Below are 14766 nucleotides of genomic sequence, written 5' to 3' on the forward strand. Positions count from 1 at the left end.
ATGAATTTCCTATACCCAGGTTTTCTTTTCGCACTGCTGGCAATAGCCATTCCTATTGTAATTCACTTATTTAATTTTAGGAAATTTAAGCAGGTATATTTCAGTAACGTACAGTTTCTTAAAGAAGCTAAAGAACAGAATTCTTCCAGGGATAAGCTACAGCATTTATTGGTATTGGCCTGCAGGATTCTTGCAGTGATGTTTTTGGTGCTTGCTTTTGCAAGGCCTTATATCCCCCTGGAAACAGGTGCAGACCCTAATAAAGGTAATCTCATCAGTGTTTATATCGATAATTCCTACAGTATGGAAACGGTAAACAAGGAGGGGAACCTATTGGATGAAGCAAAGCGCAAGGCGAAAGAAATTGCCGGAGCCTATCAGCTGAACGACCAGTTTCAATTGCTGACCAATGATTTTGAAGGGAAACATCAACGTAAATTAAACAAAGAAGCTTTTATTCAAATGCTGGAAGATGTGAAAATATCTCCGGCCAATAGAAACCTGCAACAAGTGGTTAACAGGCTACAGCAGGAGGGTGATTCCAGAAAAAATCAGATCGTTTACCTGCTTTCTGATTTTCAGCAGAACTTTGCAGGGACATCAAAAATAAAATCTGATCCTGAGATCAGGTATTCCCTGATTAAATTAAATGCCAATGCACTTCCGAATATTGCGGTAGACAGTGTCTGGAGCTTATCGCCGGTTCATCAGCCAAATCAGGCGGAAAAACTAGTCGTACAGCTGCATAATTATGGTTCTGAGGATGCCAATGATGTTCCTTTGAAACTGCTGATCAATCAGCAACAAAAAGCCATCAGTAGCATTAAAGTCCCTGCCGGAAAATCTGTGAAAGACACTTTAGCTTTCAGCGGTTTGCAAAAAGGATGGCAAAAAGGCCTGTTGTCTATTAAAGATTTCCCGATCACTTTTGATGATGAACTGAATTTTAGCTTCCGCGTGAATAGCGAAATGAAGGTTTTAAGTATCTCTGGCGATCCCAGCCAACAATTTATCAAATCACTGTTCGCTACCGATCCTTATTTTAAATTAAAGGAAATGGCAGAGGCGAACATCAATTATTCAAGCTTCCCGGAGTATAGTCTGATTGTGCTGAATGGTTTAAAACAACCTTCCTCCGGACTGGCGCAGCAACTTAAAAGCTATGTGCAAAACGGTGGTTCTTTATTGATCTTTCCGGATCTGGATGCTGGTGCTGCGGTTTATACCCCGTTTTTAACAGCATTATCGCTACCTGCCGTACAGAAATTAAATACCGGAACAGCAGTAAACAGCAGCATCGAACTGAAAGATCCTTTGTTTAAAGATGTATTTGATCAGGTTCCTGCTAATATGGACCTTCCTTTGGTGAACAGGTATTTCAGTTATCTGGAAAGAAATACAACCGGGAAAGAAGGTATTCTTCAATTGCCATTAAACCAGACGCTTTTTGCGAGATATCCATCCGGAGCAGGAGATATATATTTATCGGCCAGCAGCTTAAAACCTGAAGACAGTAATTTATCCAGACATCCGGTCTTTGTGCCCCTCTTGTTTAAGGTAGCTTTTAGCAGTGCTAAAGAACAGCCCATGTATTATACTGCCGGCAAAGATGATTTGCTGGAGCAGCAAAAAACTACAGTTGGCGCCAATCAATCGTTGATCCTTAAATCTGCTGATGGCCAGGAAATCATTCCTGAAATCCGTCAGACACCAGGGAAAACGCTGCTGTATATTGCAGACCAGATTAAGAAAACTGGCTTTTACGACCTGAAAAGAACCGATTCTGTACTCGCAGTATTGGCTTTTAATGACGACCGTAGGGAGTCCGATATGAATTACATAAACGATCAGAAGCTGAAGGACTTATTTGCCGGACAGCAGGTCGCGATGCACAATTCTCAGAAAGATGCCTTGTCCTTAAATATACAGGCGAAAAATAGCAGTATAGAGTTATGGAAACTTTGCCTAATTTTGACTGTTGTTTTTTTAGCCATCGAAATACTATTGATCCGATTTTTTAATAAAACAAAAAACATACAAAAACCATGAATCTTCTCATCACTGGGGTAACCATTGCCGACCCAAATAGCCAGTTCCATCAAAAAACTTGTGATGTACGTGTAGAACAGGGCAAGATTACTGCAATTGGTAGTAACCTGCAATCTTCCGGCAAGGAAGAAATTTTTGACGGAGCAGGTGCCATTTTATCACCAGGCTTTTTTGACCTGAACTGCTCCATAGGAGATCCTGGATTTGAGACTAAAGAGGATGTAGAAACGGGAACCCGCGCCGCTATGGCTGGTGGTTTTACTGGATTGGCGGTTTTGCCACATACCAGACCGATTGTTCATTCTAAAGGAGAAATCGCTTATATCATCAACAAAGCCAAAGGAAATCTGGTAGATGTATTGCCAATCGGGGCAGTTAGTCGTGATCTGGAAGGAAAAGAGCTGGCGGAGATGTACGATATGCAACAGGCAGGTGCCGTTGCGTTTTCTGATGGTACAAAACCGATTTGTGACGATGGATTCATGAGTCGCGCTTTGCAATACCTGAAAGGCTTTAACGGCCTGATGATGGTGCATCCGGAAAATAAATCGATCTCTGGTAAATCGCAGATCAATGAGAGTAAAACCAGTGTATTGCTGGGCATGAAAGGTGTGCCGGCTTTAGCGGAAGAAATGCACATCAGCAGGGATATCTTCCTGGCTACTTACCATGAAGCGCCATTACACATCAGTAATATTTCTACTGCTGGTTCGGTAGCGCTTATTAAAAAGGCAAAAAAAGACGGTTTAAAGATCAGTTGTGATGTGGCTGCGCACCATTTGGTGTTCACCGAAGAGCTTTTAAATGATTTCGACAGCAATTACAAGGTGAAACCACCATTACGTGGCAAATCTGATGTAAAAGCATTGATCAACGGCTTAAAAGACGGTACTATTGATGCGGTATGTTCTCAGCATCGTCCGCAGGAAATAGAATTTAAAGCGGTAGAATTTGAAATCGCTGCTTATGGCATCATTGCCTTGCAAACGGTTTTACCTTTAATGCTTAAAGCCGGACTGGATGCAACACAGATTGCAGAAAAGCTGGCGATCAATCCCCGCAAATTGTTAAATCTTGCTGTTCCGGTCATTGAAGAGCACGAGATCGCCAATTTCACGGTGTATCACCCAACGCTGGAATGGGAATATAATATTTCAAATAATCAATCAAAATCAGCGAACTCACCGCTTTTAAATAAAAAATTAACCGGTAAAGTTCAACTGGTATATAATAACAAACAATTACAAGCATATGGATAATCATGTTAGAACAGCGCTAATTGCGTCGTTAGATAAATTTGCAGCGGTATCTGGAATAGATTCCATCAAATTAGAAGAGAGGTTGATCGAAATATTTAGTAAAGATCTTGGCTTCCTGGAGAAGGTAGAAGAATTTGATGAGGCATTTGATGAGTACCCTGCATTTGAGGCATTAAGAGAGGTTTTCTTCGATTTATTGATGATTAACTTTTTCGCCAATGATGTGAAAAAACTGGAAGAAGATTACCTGGAAACGGATGAGTGGGCGGATATTGAGGAAGAGACAATCGATAGAGGTACAGAGCTTTTAAATCTGTTATTGTACATCAATGAATGTCATGATGAGCGCATTAAGCCTGAGCTTGGCGACTTCCTGAAAGAATTCTTATTGGTAGAAGAGGATGAGTTCCAGGACGAATTCCATATCTATGAAGATTTGATCACCAACCAGAATCTGGTAGAAAGTAGTGTAGAAGATATTTGCAGTCATGTAGGTATGATCGAATTGAGCGAAGAAATGGAAGATTTATTCATTCCTTTCATGTGTTTCTTCCATGCACCAAAAGAAAGTGAAGAAATCGTTAAAGATTTAGAAGAGTATAGCCCTAATAAGGAGTTTGACATTGCAGTATATACGTTAATTGCTAATTTTAACAAAAACTAACACATAAATCATAATATATGGACCAAGACTTAATTGAGATGGAAAAAAAGCCAAATAAACTGGCTTTTCAAGCAGCTATAGCTTTCGCACTATACTTTTTTGTACTGATTTTTGTGTTTAAATTTCTGAACATCAGTCCTGCGAATACCCATTTGTCTACCGCTTCTAAAGTGGTGAGTCAGTTATTATCTTATGTTCCTTTCTTTTTGGCTATTGTCTATGTGCAAACGAACCATAAAAAAGAACTCGGTGATTTCATGAGTTTTAAACGTGGTTTTTCTGCGGGATTTAAAGTTGCGGCTTATGCTGGATTGCTACTCTTTCTGGTACAGGTAATCTATTATTTTGTAGATAAATCGGCTACGGATGAATTGTTTGCAGCTGCGGCTGAACAAGCTGGTGATGATGCTCAAAAACTTAAAGGAGTGGAAATGATGCGTCCTTATATGGGACTATTTGTTGGCTTCGGAACAGCGATTACTTATACGATCATCGGTTTGATCGCAAGTCTTGTTGGCGCAGCAGTTTTCAAGAAGGAAAGAGAGTCTCACATAGATTAAAGTAATTTTAACCTATGTATTTATAAATATACAACGTGCAGTTTTATCATTTTATTTGATGAAATTTGCACGTTGCTTTTTTTTAGCACGTTATTAAGTCATGGATATTTCAATTGTAGTTCCTTTATATAATGAAGAAGAGTCTCTTCCGGAGTTAACTTCCTGGATTGCTAAGGTGATGGAAGCGAATAACTTCTCTTACGAAATCCTGTTTGTTGATGATGGAAGTACTGATACTTCCTGGGCAGTGATTGAAGAATTGAAAACTCAGTTTAATACCGTAAAAGGCATTAAATTCAGAAGGAATTATGGTAAATCAGCCGCACTGAATGTTGCTTTTGAAGCGGCACAGGGTGATGTCATCATCACGATGGATGCAGATTTACAGGATAGCCCTGATGAGATTCCTGAATTATTCCGCAGGATCAAAGAAGAAAAGCTGGACATCATCTCCGGATGGAAGAAAAAGCGCTACGATCCGATTACAAAGACCATTCCGACCAAATTATTCAATGCAGCCACCAGGAAAATGTCTGGTATTCAGTTAAATGATTTCAACTGTGGCTTAAAAGCATACCGTAAAGAAGTGGTTAAAACCATCGAAGTTTACGGAGAAATGCACCGTTATATCCCTGTAATTGCAAAATGGGCCGGTTTCAAAAAGATAGGTGAGCAGGTGGTAGAACACAGGGCAAGGAAATATGGCGTTACTAAATTCGGACTGAGCAGATTTGTAAATGGCTTCCTGGATTTACTGTCTATCTTCTTTGTGGGCAAGTTTGGTAAAAGACCAATGCACTTTTTTGGATCATTAGGCGTGTTGAGTTTCCTTTTGGGAACCATTATGGCGCTTTGGATGATCGGTGTAAAGTTATACCATATCGCGATGTTGATTCCTTATAAAAGGGAAATCACCGACCAGCCTTTATTTTACATTGCTTTAGTAGCCATTATTTTAGGTTCTCAATTGTTCCTAACGGGCTTTGTTGCAGAGCTGGTGACCAGAAATGCACCGGAAAGAAATGCTTATCTTATTGAAAAGGAAATCCTTTAAGCTATGTTTTTTTCTATAATTATCCCTTTATATAACCGTCCACAGGAAATTGATGAGCTGCTGAATACTTTGGTACAGCAGACTTATCCTCAGTTTGAGGTTCTGGTGATAGAGGATGGATCTACAAATGATGCGAAAGCGATTGTCTCGGAATACGAGAATCAACTGGATATTAAGTATTTCTTTAAACCTAATGAAGGGCAAGGCTTTGCCAGAAACTACGGTTTTGAGCGGGCTAAGGGCGATTATTTCGTCATCTTCGATTCTGACTGTCTGATTCCGGATGATTACCTGGAAACGGTGAAAAACTATCTTTTTGAACACCATCTGGATGCTTATGGCGGTCCGGATGCTGCCCATGATACTTTTACACCGGTACAAAAAGCGATCAGCTATGCGATGACTTCCCCTTTTACTACAGGTGGGATCAGAGGAAACAAGAAACACATTGGCCAGTTCCATCCGCGAAGCTTCAATATGGGCGTTTCCAGAGCGGTATGGGAAAAAGTAGGTGGTTTTATCCTGACCCGTTTAGGAGAAGATATTGAGTACAGCATCAGAATCCATGAAAGTGGCTTTAAGATCGGACTCATCCCTGCAGCTAAAGTTTTTCATAAGAGAAGAACCAGCTTCGGCCAGTTTTATAAACAACTGCACTTTTTTGGAAGAGCAAGGATCAATATCTACAAACATTTCCCTTCGGAACTGAAAATAGTCCATTTCTTTCCTGCGGCTTTTACCTGTTTTGTGATCTTCACTTTGTTGATGAATATCATTTGGCCGCCTATGGCTTTTATCTGTAACTTTATGTTGCTGCTGTACTTTGTCATGATCTTTTTTCATTCCTGGCAAATCAACAAATCTTTAAAAGTGGCATTTTTTAGTATCATTGCATCATTCATTCAACTAACCGCATATGGGTTAGGGTTTATGCAGGATTTTTTTAAGCGTGTAGTATTTAAACAACCATGATAAATTTTTTAAAGGAGAGTACGTTTACGGTGAAGGATGTAATCATGCAGGCCTGGATCGTTACGCGCGACAATTATTTCTCTATTGCCACCTTGTGTTTTCTGGTTTTTATAACCGTTTCCACCTCCACTTTTATGGCCTTTTTTATGGGAGAACTTCCTACAGGCGTAAGGGTGGTGATGTTGCTGATCTTTGTGTTATTGTATTGTATCGTTAACCTTTCCCTGCTGAAATACATTTTCCGCCTGCTGGATAAGGAAGACGACAAAGACATTCAGATCATCGAAACTTTACCAACGAGGACGGAAATCATTCGTTTCTTAGTCGGTACGGTATATTTTGGGATCAGTATTTTCCTGGTAGGAATTTTATTACTACCGGTATTGTATGTGCTGGATCTGATTTTAAAGTTTGCCATGAACCAGGGATTCATTGAGAATTTTACTGCTGCGGGTAAGGTGATCGTCAACATTGCAGTAGCCATTGCGATTCTGAGCATCTTTTTTACCTTCATCAGGATCATTTTCTTCCCTTTCTTTATCATTGACAAACATGTGCACCCATTTGAATCGATTAAGCTGAGTCTGGCCACCACCAAGGGAAACTTCATTAAATTGTTGTTTATTTTTGGCGGTTTTGTGCTGATTCAGGCGATTGTTTTCGGGTTTTTCTATATCGTAGTCGTAAGTGGTTTTCAATTGATCAGTCTGATCTTCAACTACGAGATTTATTCCTACGTTTCTTTATTTACAGCTATTTTTAGTTCCTTTATCGTTGTACCGTTCTCCACAGCTTTAGTAACTGTAGCTTACCGTAGAATGGTGAAAGAATATAAGGGAGATGAACATCCTGATATTTTACATAACATCGTTTAAAAATAGTTTATGGGATTAAAAGCGGCATTAAGTAAACCGTTTGCAGCAATTGTAGTCAGAGGCATCAATAAATGGAAAAAAAATGCAGTAGCTGCACAGCATACGATTCTTGCGCAGCTACTGGATTCCTCCAAACATACTGTTTTTGGTAAAGACCATGGTTTCGGGGAAATCCGCAACTATGAAGATTTTAAAAAGCAGGTTCCATTAAGAGATTATGAGGCCTTAAGGCCTTATATTGACCGCGTAGTGGCAGGCGAAGCTGATGTGATGTGGAAAGGAAAACCACAGTATTTCGCCAAAACATCGGGTACTACTTCCGGTGTAAAATACATTCCTATTTCTAAGGAATCTATGCCTGAGCATATCAAGGCAGCAAGAAACGCATTATTAACCTATATTCATGAAACGGGCAATGTGAAGTTCATCAACGGAAAGATGATCTTTTTACAAGGCAGTCCGGTGATGACAAAAAAACATGGCATCAATGTAGGTCGTTTATCAGGTATCGTGGCTCACCTTGTGCCTAAATACCTGCAAAAAAACAGACTTCCTTCATATGAAACCAATTGTATTGAAGATTGGGAAGAGAAAGTAGATGCGATTGTAAAGGAGACTATTCAGGAGAATATGACACTGATATCCGGCATTCCGCCATGGGTGCAGATGTATTTTGATAAGCTGCGGGAGCAATCGGGCGGTAAAAAGATCAAGGATATCTTTCCTGAGTTTAGTCTGTTCGTTTATGGTGGCGTGAATTACGAGCCTTACCGTGCGAAAATTGAAGAAAGCATCGGCAGAAAGATAGATACCATAGAAACTTATCCGGCATCGGAAGGTTTTATTGCTTATCAGGATAGCCAAAAGGATAAAAGCTTATTGTTATTGGCGAAGGCAGGAATTTTTTATGAGTTTGTGCCAGCAGATGAATATTACAATGAAAACCCGACGCGTTTAAGTCTGGGAGAAGTGGAGCTGGAAAAAAACTATGCTTTAATTCTGAATACGAATGCGGGTTTATGGGGATATAGCTTAGGCGATACCATCAAATTTGTATCAAAAGATCCCTATAAGATCATGGTTACCGGAAGAATCAAGCATTTTATCTCCGCTTTTGGAGAGCATGTGATTGGGGAAGAAGTGGAACACGCACTTTTAACGGTAGCCAATGAAGAGGGGGTAGGGATCACCGAATTTACCGTGGCGCCTCAGGTGAATGCACCACAGGGAGAATTGCCTTACCATGAGTGGTTTGTAGAATTCTCAGTTGCGCCAAAAGACCTTGCTGCGTTTAGTAAAAAGGTAGATCAGGCTTTGCAAAAGAAGAATATTTACTATTTTGACCTCATTGAAGGTAAAATACTGCAACCTTTGATCATCCGTTCCCTGCAAAAAGACGCGTTTGTGAACTATATGAGGGCGGAAGGTAAGCTGGGTGGACAGAATAAAGTCCCTCGTTTATCAAATGACAGGAAGATTGCAGATGATTTAAGTAGTTTTACAATTCGTCGTACAGGCGAAGAACAGGGAGAATTTTAATTGAAGAATATATCAATACTAGGGTCTACAGGATCTGTAGGCACCCAGGCATTAGCTGTAGTTGAAGCTAATCCCGGATTATACAAGGTTTTAGCGTTAACCGCTCAATCCAACGCTGCTTTACTGATCAGTCAGGCTTTATCATTTGAGCCACAACTGGTGGTTATCGGAGATGAAAGTCAATATCTGGCGGTAAAATCTGCCTTATCGGGTACTCCAATCAAGGTATTGGCAGGAGAAGAAGCTTTATGCGAAGCTGCTGCTTTGGCAGGAGTAGACCTGGTGCTGACCGCTATTGTGGGTTCTGCCGGTTTAAAACCGACCATTTCTGCAATTGAAGCAGGAAAGGACATCGCCCTGGCGAATAAAGAAACTTTGGTGGTAGCCGGTGATTTAATCACCAGTCTGGCTAAAAAACACGGTGTAAACATCATTCCTGTCGATTCTGAACATTCTGCGATCTTCCAATGCCTGGTAGGTGAGGGAAATCAGTCGCTGGAAAAAATATATCTTACTGCTTCCGGTGGTCCTTTTAGAGGGAAAGACCGCGAGTTTCTGGCCAATGTAACCAAAGCACAGGCCTTGAAACACCCAAACTGGGTGATGGGTGCTAAAATCACGATAGATTCTGCTTCTTTAATGAATAAGGGGCTGGAAGTGATTGAAGCAAAATGGTTGTTTGATCTGGAAGCCGATCAGATTGATGTGATTGTGCATCCACAGTCGGTTATTCATTCTATCGCCCAGTTTAAGGACGGTTCGATGAAGGCACAAATGGGTGTTCCCGACATGAAACTGCCAATTCATTATGCTTTTGCGTACCCGGAGAGAATAAGTACGGACTTTAAGCGTTTTAACTTTCTGGAATACCCGGAACTGACCTTTTATCCGGCGGATAACGAAACCTTTAGAAATCTTGATTTGGCGTATACTGCTTTGAGAAAAGGAGGCAATATGCCATGTATCATTAATGCGGCCAATGAAGTGGTGGTAAACGCATTTTTACAGGATAGAATCGGCTTTTTGGAGATGAGTGAGGTGATTGAAAGGTGTATGGAAGAGATTGGATTTATTGAAGAACCTGGTCTGAATAATTATTTAGAAACGGATCAGCATACGCGTATATTTGCGAATCAACTAGTAACAAAATAGGAATTAACGAATCAAAATTAAAACATTAATATAAGATATGAGCGGATTGATTATGGCAGCCCAGTTGCTTCTGGGGTTATCGATACTGGTAATTTTACACGAATTAGGACATTTTCTTGCAGCGCGTGCTTTTGGGATTAAAGTCGAGAAATTTTACTTGTTTTTTGATGCCTGGGGCTTCAAATTATTTAGCTTCAAACGCGGTGATTGTGAATACGGAATAGGATGGTTGCCTTTGGGTGGTTATGTTAAGATTGCAGGTATGATTGATGAATCCATGGATACGGAGCAATTGAAACAACCGGCACAGCCTTGGGAATTCAGGAGTAAACCAGCCTGGCAACGTCTGATCGTGATGTTGGGCGGTGTATTCGTCAACATTGTGGTAGGTATTTTCATTTTCTGGATGATGACCTTTAAATATGGAGAAACCTTCATTCCAAACAGTTCTGTGCTTCTTGGTATTAATCCAGGTGAGATCGGTAAAGAAATCGGTCTTCAAAGAGGAGACAGGGTAATTGCAGTGAACGGTAAGAAAGTGATTCGTTTTGAAGAACTGTATAGTTCTAAAGTATTGTTGGGAAATACCACTTTAACGATTGTCCGTGGCAATAAAACCTTAGATATTAAAGTACCTGATAATTTGCTGAATAAAGTATCTGATTCTGGAATCGAAGGATTTATCAGTCGTACACCACTTTTTTCGCCAACGGTAGATAGTGTGGTTGCAGGGAAACCAGCAGCAGCTGCAGGTGTACTTAAAGGAGATGTGATTGTGGCCATCAATAAGGAACCTGTTAAAAATAACGTGGATGTCCGCGAACTGATTATCAAAAGCAAAGGTAAAACGACTGATTTCACGATCAATCGTGCCGGACAAAATATGGACCTGATGATTCCTGTGGATACTTCAGGGACTATTGGTTTTATTTTTAACGTCGATGAGATTAAACAGGAAACTATTAAATACAGTTTGTTTGCTGCGCTTCCAATTGGTATAGATCAGGCATGGAAAACATTCTCTGACAATGCTAAAGGCATCTGGAAAGTGGTAACCGGAAAAGTTAATGCGAATAAAGCATTTTCAGGTCCTGTAGAGATCGCACGTAAAGTTTACGGTGGTGAGTGGATCTGGGCTAGATTCTGGGCTTCTACCGGCTTTATTTCTATTGCATTGGCATTTATGAACTTGTTACCTATTCCTGCATTGGATGGTGGACATGTTGTATTCCTGTTAATTGAAATGGTAAAAGGAAAGCCACTTGGTGATAAATTTATGGAGCGTGCACAAATGGTAGGCTTCGTGATCTTATTGTCCTTGATGGTCTTTGTACTGGGGAACGACTTGTTCAAAGTCTTCTTCAAACCTTAACGGCATGGTAGATTATTTTGAATTTTATGGATTACCGATTACTTTTCATCCTGATGCTGCAGTAATTAAAAAGAAGTTTTATGAGCTGAGTAAGCAGTATCATCCGGATTTTTATATTAATGAACCGGAAGAGAAACAAGCAGAGGTTTTGGAATTCAGTACGATCAATAATAAAGCGTATCAGGTATTAAGCGACCCTCAGAAAAGGCTGAATTATATCCTGGAGCTGAAAGGTCAGCTGATTGAGGGAGAGAATTATACGCTTCCTCAGTCGTTCCTAATGGAAATGATGGATGTGAATGAAGCGCTGATGGATTTACAGTTTGATCCGGATGCGGAACGTTTAGCCAGCTTAAAAGCAGAGGTAGATGAAATAGAAAAGGGTTTAAGCGACCAGATCGCGTCTCTAACGACTTCATTTGAAAATAAGGATAAGGAAGCCCAGCTTCGGATCCTGACCGCTGTAAAGGATTTATATTACCGCAATAAATACTTGTACCGAATCCGGGAGAGTATCAAAAAGGCAGAATCTGCCGCATAGGTGTTACGGCATTGTAAAAAAGCCCCTCAAGGCTTTTTTACAATGTTTGTTTAAGCTACTTTTGGGATCAAACCCATTTATATGAACACATTATCCATTTTTAGAAAAGTTGCAGTGGCTGAAGGGCTGTCTTACCTGTTATTGTTATTTGTAGCGATGCCAATGAAATACTGGGCTGGTATGCCACTTGCCGTGAAATACACCGGCTGGGCGCATGGTTTGCTGTTTGTGATGTACATGGTAATCTTAGTTATGGCCTGGATGGAATATAAATGGAATTTCAAAAAAGTAGCGATGATTGGTGCCGCTTCACTGCTTCCTTTTGCCCCTTTTATCGTAGATAAGAAGTTAAAAGAAGAAAAATGAAATAAAAATTTGCTTTTATAAAACAAGTTCCTATATTTGCAACCCGCTAACGAAGCAAATGCCCGGATGGCGGAATTGGTAGACGCGCTGGTCTCAAACACCTGTGGGAAACCGTGCCGGTTCGACTCCGGCTCCGGGTACATACCGGACTGATGTCCGAAGAATCAAAGGGTTGCTCATAAAAAAGCAACCCTTTTTTATTGATCCTCTGCAGGTTATGCCGGAAGGTCGGGTCGATAAAAGCGGTTCTAAGTAGACCCCCCGCCCATACCAGATTATCTTTGAACACCCCCCTTAAAATAGCATGTTTTTGGAAGATGTTACATTTTTCATAGATCTCAAAAAGGTTGGTAAGAGAAGGCAGAACCCGATCAATCAGACTGTCAATTTCTATTTTTGATTTAGGATTTCCATTTAGGCTCATTTCCAAGGATGCTTTTTCTTCTTTGTATTTCTTAAACCAAGTCTGATAAGTTGTGTTCTCGATCTGATTATTCATGAATTTCTCTTCCAGCTCCAGAATTTTAACGTTAATTGCGCTGATCGCATTCAGTTTTTCTTTTGATCTTTCCTGCTTTTGTTTTAGAGGTTCAGCTAGTAGTGCTTTGGCTGCGAGCTGAAGAAATTCTACCTGCTGCGGTTCAAAGCAAATGTCTTTAAGGACTTCGTCAAATTGTTCATGCAAAAGTTTACCTGGTACATTCACATTGTTATGGATATGGCATCTATAATACAGGTAATATTGTTTTCGGCCTTTTGACCATCCCGCAGTCATACTTTGTCCGCACCAGCATTTTAAAACGCCTCTTAAGGGGAAGTCTTCGTCGGGACGTACTTTCTCTGGTCGTTTGTTGCTGAGCATTTTGTTTGCGGTCCAGTATTCAGCTTCGGTGATTATTGGCTTATGGATGCCCTTAACATACTTTTCTGGTAAATCTTTTAGGGCGGGGACTCTAATCAATCCAGCATACAGGCAATTATTCAATATATCATGAATGGCACTATTTCCTTTGTTGGAAAATCCCATTGCTCTAACTGTTTTGTAGATGATGTACGGTGCGATGCCAAGCAGGTAATCATTAAATATTCTTTCTACAATAACGGCTTGGTTCTGATCGATATGGATATGGTTCTTTTTTGAGCCGTCATTAGTGTTTTTATAGCCATAAGGCGCGCGTCCAAGATATCGTCCGTTTTCTTTAGCATTTCTTATCCCTTGCCTTGTTCTGTTGCGGATAGTGAAAAGCTCTTTGTTGGCAATCATGTAATCAAATGCCCTTTTCATGAAAACATCTGGATCAGATGTATCCAGATCTACGCGTTCATTTGTTGATAACACCTTTACACCATGACTGCTTTCCAGATCTGCAATTTTCATTAACGCTTCAGGTAGATTACGGCTGAAACGATCGTGATCCAATACAATGAGGTATTGACATTCTCCCTTAAACTTCTTTAAGAAGACCTCTAGTGCACGATAATCTGGCCGGTCGAAGGTATAGCTGTCTTCTCCGTTATCTTTAAATAGCGCAATTATATTTAAGTTATTTCTCCGGCAATATTCCCGAACCGTCGATTCCTGGTATTCTAAAGATTTTGACTGGTCTTTTGTACTTAATCTCAGGTATCCTATAGCATTCATAATTCCTCTTTTAATATGATTTCAATTATAATTTGTGCGAATAAAGTCAATAACACCTGCTCACTTTGACTAAATTTATATTCGCTTTTTTCCAGTACTTTTTGAACTGGCAAGGGCAAAAAATCAAGTATGTACCCTTCGTCTGGTAGCAAGGTTATTTCTGGTTTGATGATTTTTGGATTTTCCTTTATTGCTGTCATAAACACTGTTTTCAGCAATTTGAGTTTAATCTGATTTCCGTTGTCCCATATGGGAGAATTACAATTAGTTAGCAGAATCTACCAAAGTGCTTATGTTTATGTGCAGAACTTTGGCTCTTTTCGTAGTCCAATTTTCTTTGAAAAAATTGGAGCAAGCGGAAGTTAGGCAGAGCCTTACTTTTCGCCCCTGGCGCTATCGCTAAGGGGGGGTGGGATATACTCCGGGTATATCCATTGGCATTTAAGTGCCTTTAAGCTAGGTTAAACCCATAAAAAAGTATATCCATGGATATATCCACACCTAAAACTTGGCAACAATTAGGTTTTTTTGGAACATAATTCCGCAAAATATTAGCTCTAAAAAAATCAAAAACTTCCTGAAATATTATTCTCTAACTTAATTTTGCTACTTGCTAAAATGGAATAACAGCAGCCCGTTGTATAATTTCTAACTATTTTAGTGAGCATATCATGTGATCTCACCCTACGGCTTTACAAGCAGCCTCAATTATATGTTCATT

13 protein-coding genes, 1 tRNA gene and 1 pseudogene are annotated in these 14766 nt (G+C 40.1%); 13 read left to right on the plus strand and 2 right to left on the minus strand.

What is annotated here, in order from left to right; genetic code table 11:
- The 13 genes from R2Q66_RS12870 to R2Q66_RS12930 all read left to right on the plus strand — a co-directional run bounded on the left by R2Q66_RS12870 (position 1) and on the right by R2Q66_RS12930 (position 12543).
- Positions 1 to 2049, plus strand: a complete 2049-nt coding sequence (locus tag R2Q66_RS12870; protein WP_316749558.1) for a BatA domain-containing protein — start codon at positions 1 to 3, stop codon at positions 2047 to 2049.
- Positions 2046 to 3308: a dihydroorotase gene (locus R2Q66_RS12875; RefSeq protein ID WP_316749560.1), complete on the plus strand. Its 1263-nt coding sequence runs from the start codon at positions 2046 to 2048 to the stop codon at positions 3306 to 3308. Before R2Q66_RS12870 ends, R2Q66_RS12875 begins: the two co-directional genes overlap by 4 nt.
- Positions 3301 to 3972, plus strand: coding sequence for a hypothetical protein (locus R2Q66_RS12880; protein WP_316749562.1), 672 nt, complete (start codon positions 3301 to 3303; stop codon positions 3970 to 3972). The genes R2Q66_RS12875 and R2Q66_RS12880 overlap by 8 nt, the downstream gene beginning before the upstream one ends.
- A gap of 17 nt (positions 3973 to 3989) precedes the next feature.
- A complete protein-coding gene (locus R2Q66_RS12885) occupies positions 3990 to 4532 on the plus strand; it encodes a DUF4199 domain-containing protein (protein ID WP_316749564.1) in 543 nt (180 codons plus the stop codon).
- A gap of 100 nt (positions 4533 to 4632) precedes the next feature.
- Positions 4633 to 5586, plus strand: a complete 954-nt coding sequence (locus tag R2Q66_RS12890) for a glycosyltransferase family 2 protein (protein WP_316749566.1) — start codon at positions 4633 to 4635, stop codon at positions 5584 to 5586.
- 3 nt (positions 5587 to 5589) lie between these two features.
- A complete protein-coding gene (locus R2Q66_RS12895; RefSeq protein WP_316749569.1) occupies positions 5590 to 6558 on the plus strand; it encodes a glycosyltransferase in 969 nt (322 codons plus the stop codon).
- Positions 6555 to 7433 carry a hypothetical protein gene (locus R2Q66_RS12900; RefSeq protein WP_316749571.1) on the plus strand — a complete coding sequence of 293 codons (879 nt, stop codon included), beginning with the start codon at positions 6555 to 6557 and terminating at the stop codon, positions 7431 to 7433. The genes R2Q66_RS12895 and R2Q66_RS12900 overlap by 4 nt, the downstream gene beginning before the upstream one ends.
- A 9-nt stretch (positions 7434 to 7442) precedes the next feature.
- Complete coding sequence (locus R2Q66_RS12905; protein WP_316749573.1) at positions 7443 to 8972, plus strand: GH3 auxin-responsive promoter family protein; 1530 nt, start codon at positions 7443 to 7445, stop codon at positions 8970 to 8972.
- Entirely contained in the window at positions 8973 to 10124 is a 1152-nt protein-coding gene (locus R2Q66_RS12910; protein WP_316749575.1) for a 1-deoxy-D-xylulose-5-phosphate reductoisomerase, read from the plus strand.
- A 37-nt stretch (positions 10125 to 10161) separates the two neighbouring features.
- Positions 10162 to 11496: an RIP metalloprotease RseP gene (rseP, locus tag R2Q66_RS12915; protein WP_316749577.1), complete on the plus strand. Its 1335-nt coding sequence runs from the start codon at positions 10162 to 10164 to the stop codon at positions 11494 to 11496.
- Between the two features lie 4 nt (positions 11497 to 11500).
- Positions 11501 to 12037 (plus strand): Fe-S protein assembly co-chaperone HscB, encoded by a 537-nt coding sequence (gene hscB, locus R2Q66_RS12920; RefSeq protein WP_316749579.1) that lies wholly within the window; start codon positions 11501 to 11503, stop codon positions 12035 to 12037.
- Positions 12038 to 12118: 81 nt separating this feature from the next.
- Complete coding sequence (locus tag R2Q66_RS12925) at positions 12119 to 12403, plus strand: DUF3817 domain-containing protein (RefSeq protein ID WP_316749581.1); 285 nt, start codon at positions 12119 to 12121, stop codon at positions 12401 to 12403.
- 60 nt (positions 12404 to 12463) lie between these two features.
- A tRNA-Leu gene (locus tag R2Q66_RS12930) sits at positions 12464 to 12543 on the plus strand.
- A gap of 722 nt (positions 12544 to 13265) precedes the next feature.
- On the opposite strand, the pseudogene R2Q66_RS23910 reads toward R2Q66_RS12930, so the two are convergent.
- Positions 13266 to 14045 (minus strand): annotated as a pseudogene (locus R2Q66_RS23910) (recombinase family protein); the annotation flags it as partial.
- Complete coding sequence (locus R2Q66_RS12935; protein ID WP_316749583.1) at positions 14042 to 14245, minus strand: hypothetical protein; 204 nt, start codon at positions 14243 to 14245, stop codon at positions 14042 to 14044. The pseudogene R2Q66_RS23910 and the gene R2Q66_RS12935, both read right to left, overlap by 4 nt.
- Positions 14246 to 14766: the final 521 nt, after the last annotated feature.

The sequence above is a fragment of the Pedobacter gandavensis genome (genome assembly GCF_032677645.1).
GTDB classification, from domain to species: domain Bacteria; phylum Bacteroidota; class Bacteroidia; order Sphingobacteriales; family Sphingobacteriaceae; genus Pedobacter; species Pedobacter gandavensis_A.

What these genes read in the sequence shown, in the direction of transcription:
- R2Q66_RS12870 (WP_316749558.1), top strand. Translation starts at nt 1, where the DNA reads ATGAATTTCCTATACCCAGGTTTTCTTTTCGCACTGCTGGCAATAGCC.
- R2Q66_RS12875 (WP_316749560.1), top strand. Translation starts at nt 2,046, where the DNA reads ATGAATCTTCTCATCACTGGGGTAACCATTGCCGACCCAAATAGCCAG.
- R2Q66_RS12880 (WP_316749562.1), top strand. Translation starts at nt 3,301, where the DNA reads ATGGATAATCATGTTAGAACAGCGCTAATTGCGTCGTTAGATAAATTT.
- R2Q66_RS12885 (WP_316749564.1), top strand. Translation starts at nt 3,990, where the DNA reads ATGGACCAAGACTTAATTGAGATGGAAAAAAAGCCAAATAAACTGGCT.
- R2Q66_RS12890 (WP_316749566.1), top strand. Translation starts at nt 4,633, where the DNA reads ATGGATATTTCAATTGTAGTTCCTTTATATAATGAAGAAGAGTCTCTT.
- R2Q66_RS12895 (WP_316749569.1), top strand. Translation starts at nt 5,590, where the DNA reads ATGTTTTTTTCTATAATTATCCCTTTATATAACCGTCCACAGGAAATT.
- R2Q66_RS12900 (WP_316749571.1), top strand. Translation starts at nt 6,555, where the DNA reads ATGATAAATTTTTTAAAGGAGAGTACGTTTACGGTGAAGGATGTAATC.
- R2Q66_RS12905 (WP_316749573.1), top strand. Translation starts at nt 7,443, where the DNA reads ATGGGATTAAAAGCGGCATTAAGTAAACCGTTTGCAGCAATTGTAGTC.
- rseP (WP_316749577.1), top strand. Translation starts at nt 10,162, where the DNA reads ATGAGCGGATTGATTATGGCAGCCCAGTTGCTTCTGGGGTTATCGATA.
- hscB (WP_316749579.1), top strand. Translation starts at nt 11,501, where the DNA reads ATGGTAGATTATTTTGAATTTTATGGATTACCGATTACTTTTCATCCT.
- R2Q66_RS12925 (WP_316749581.1), top strand. Translation starts at nt 12,119, where the DNA reads ATGAACACATTATCCATTTTTAGAAAAGTTGCAGTGGCTGAAGGGCTG.
- R2Q66_RS12935 (WP_316749583.1), bottom strand. Translation starts at nt 14,245, where the DNA reads ATGACAGCAATAAAGGAAAATCCAAAAATCATCAAACCAGAAATAACC.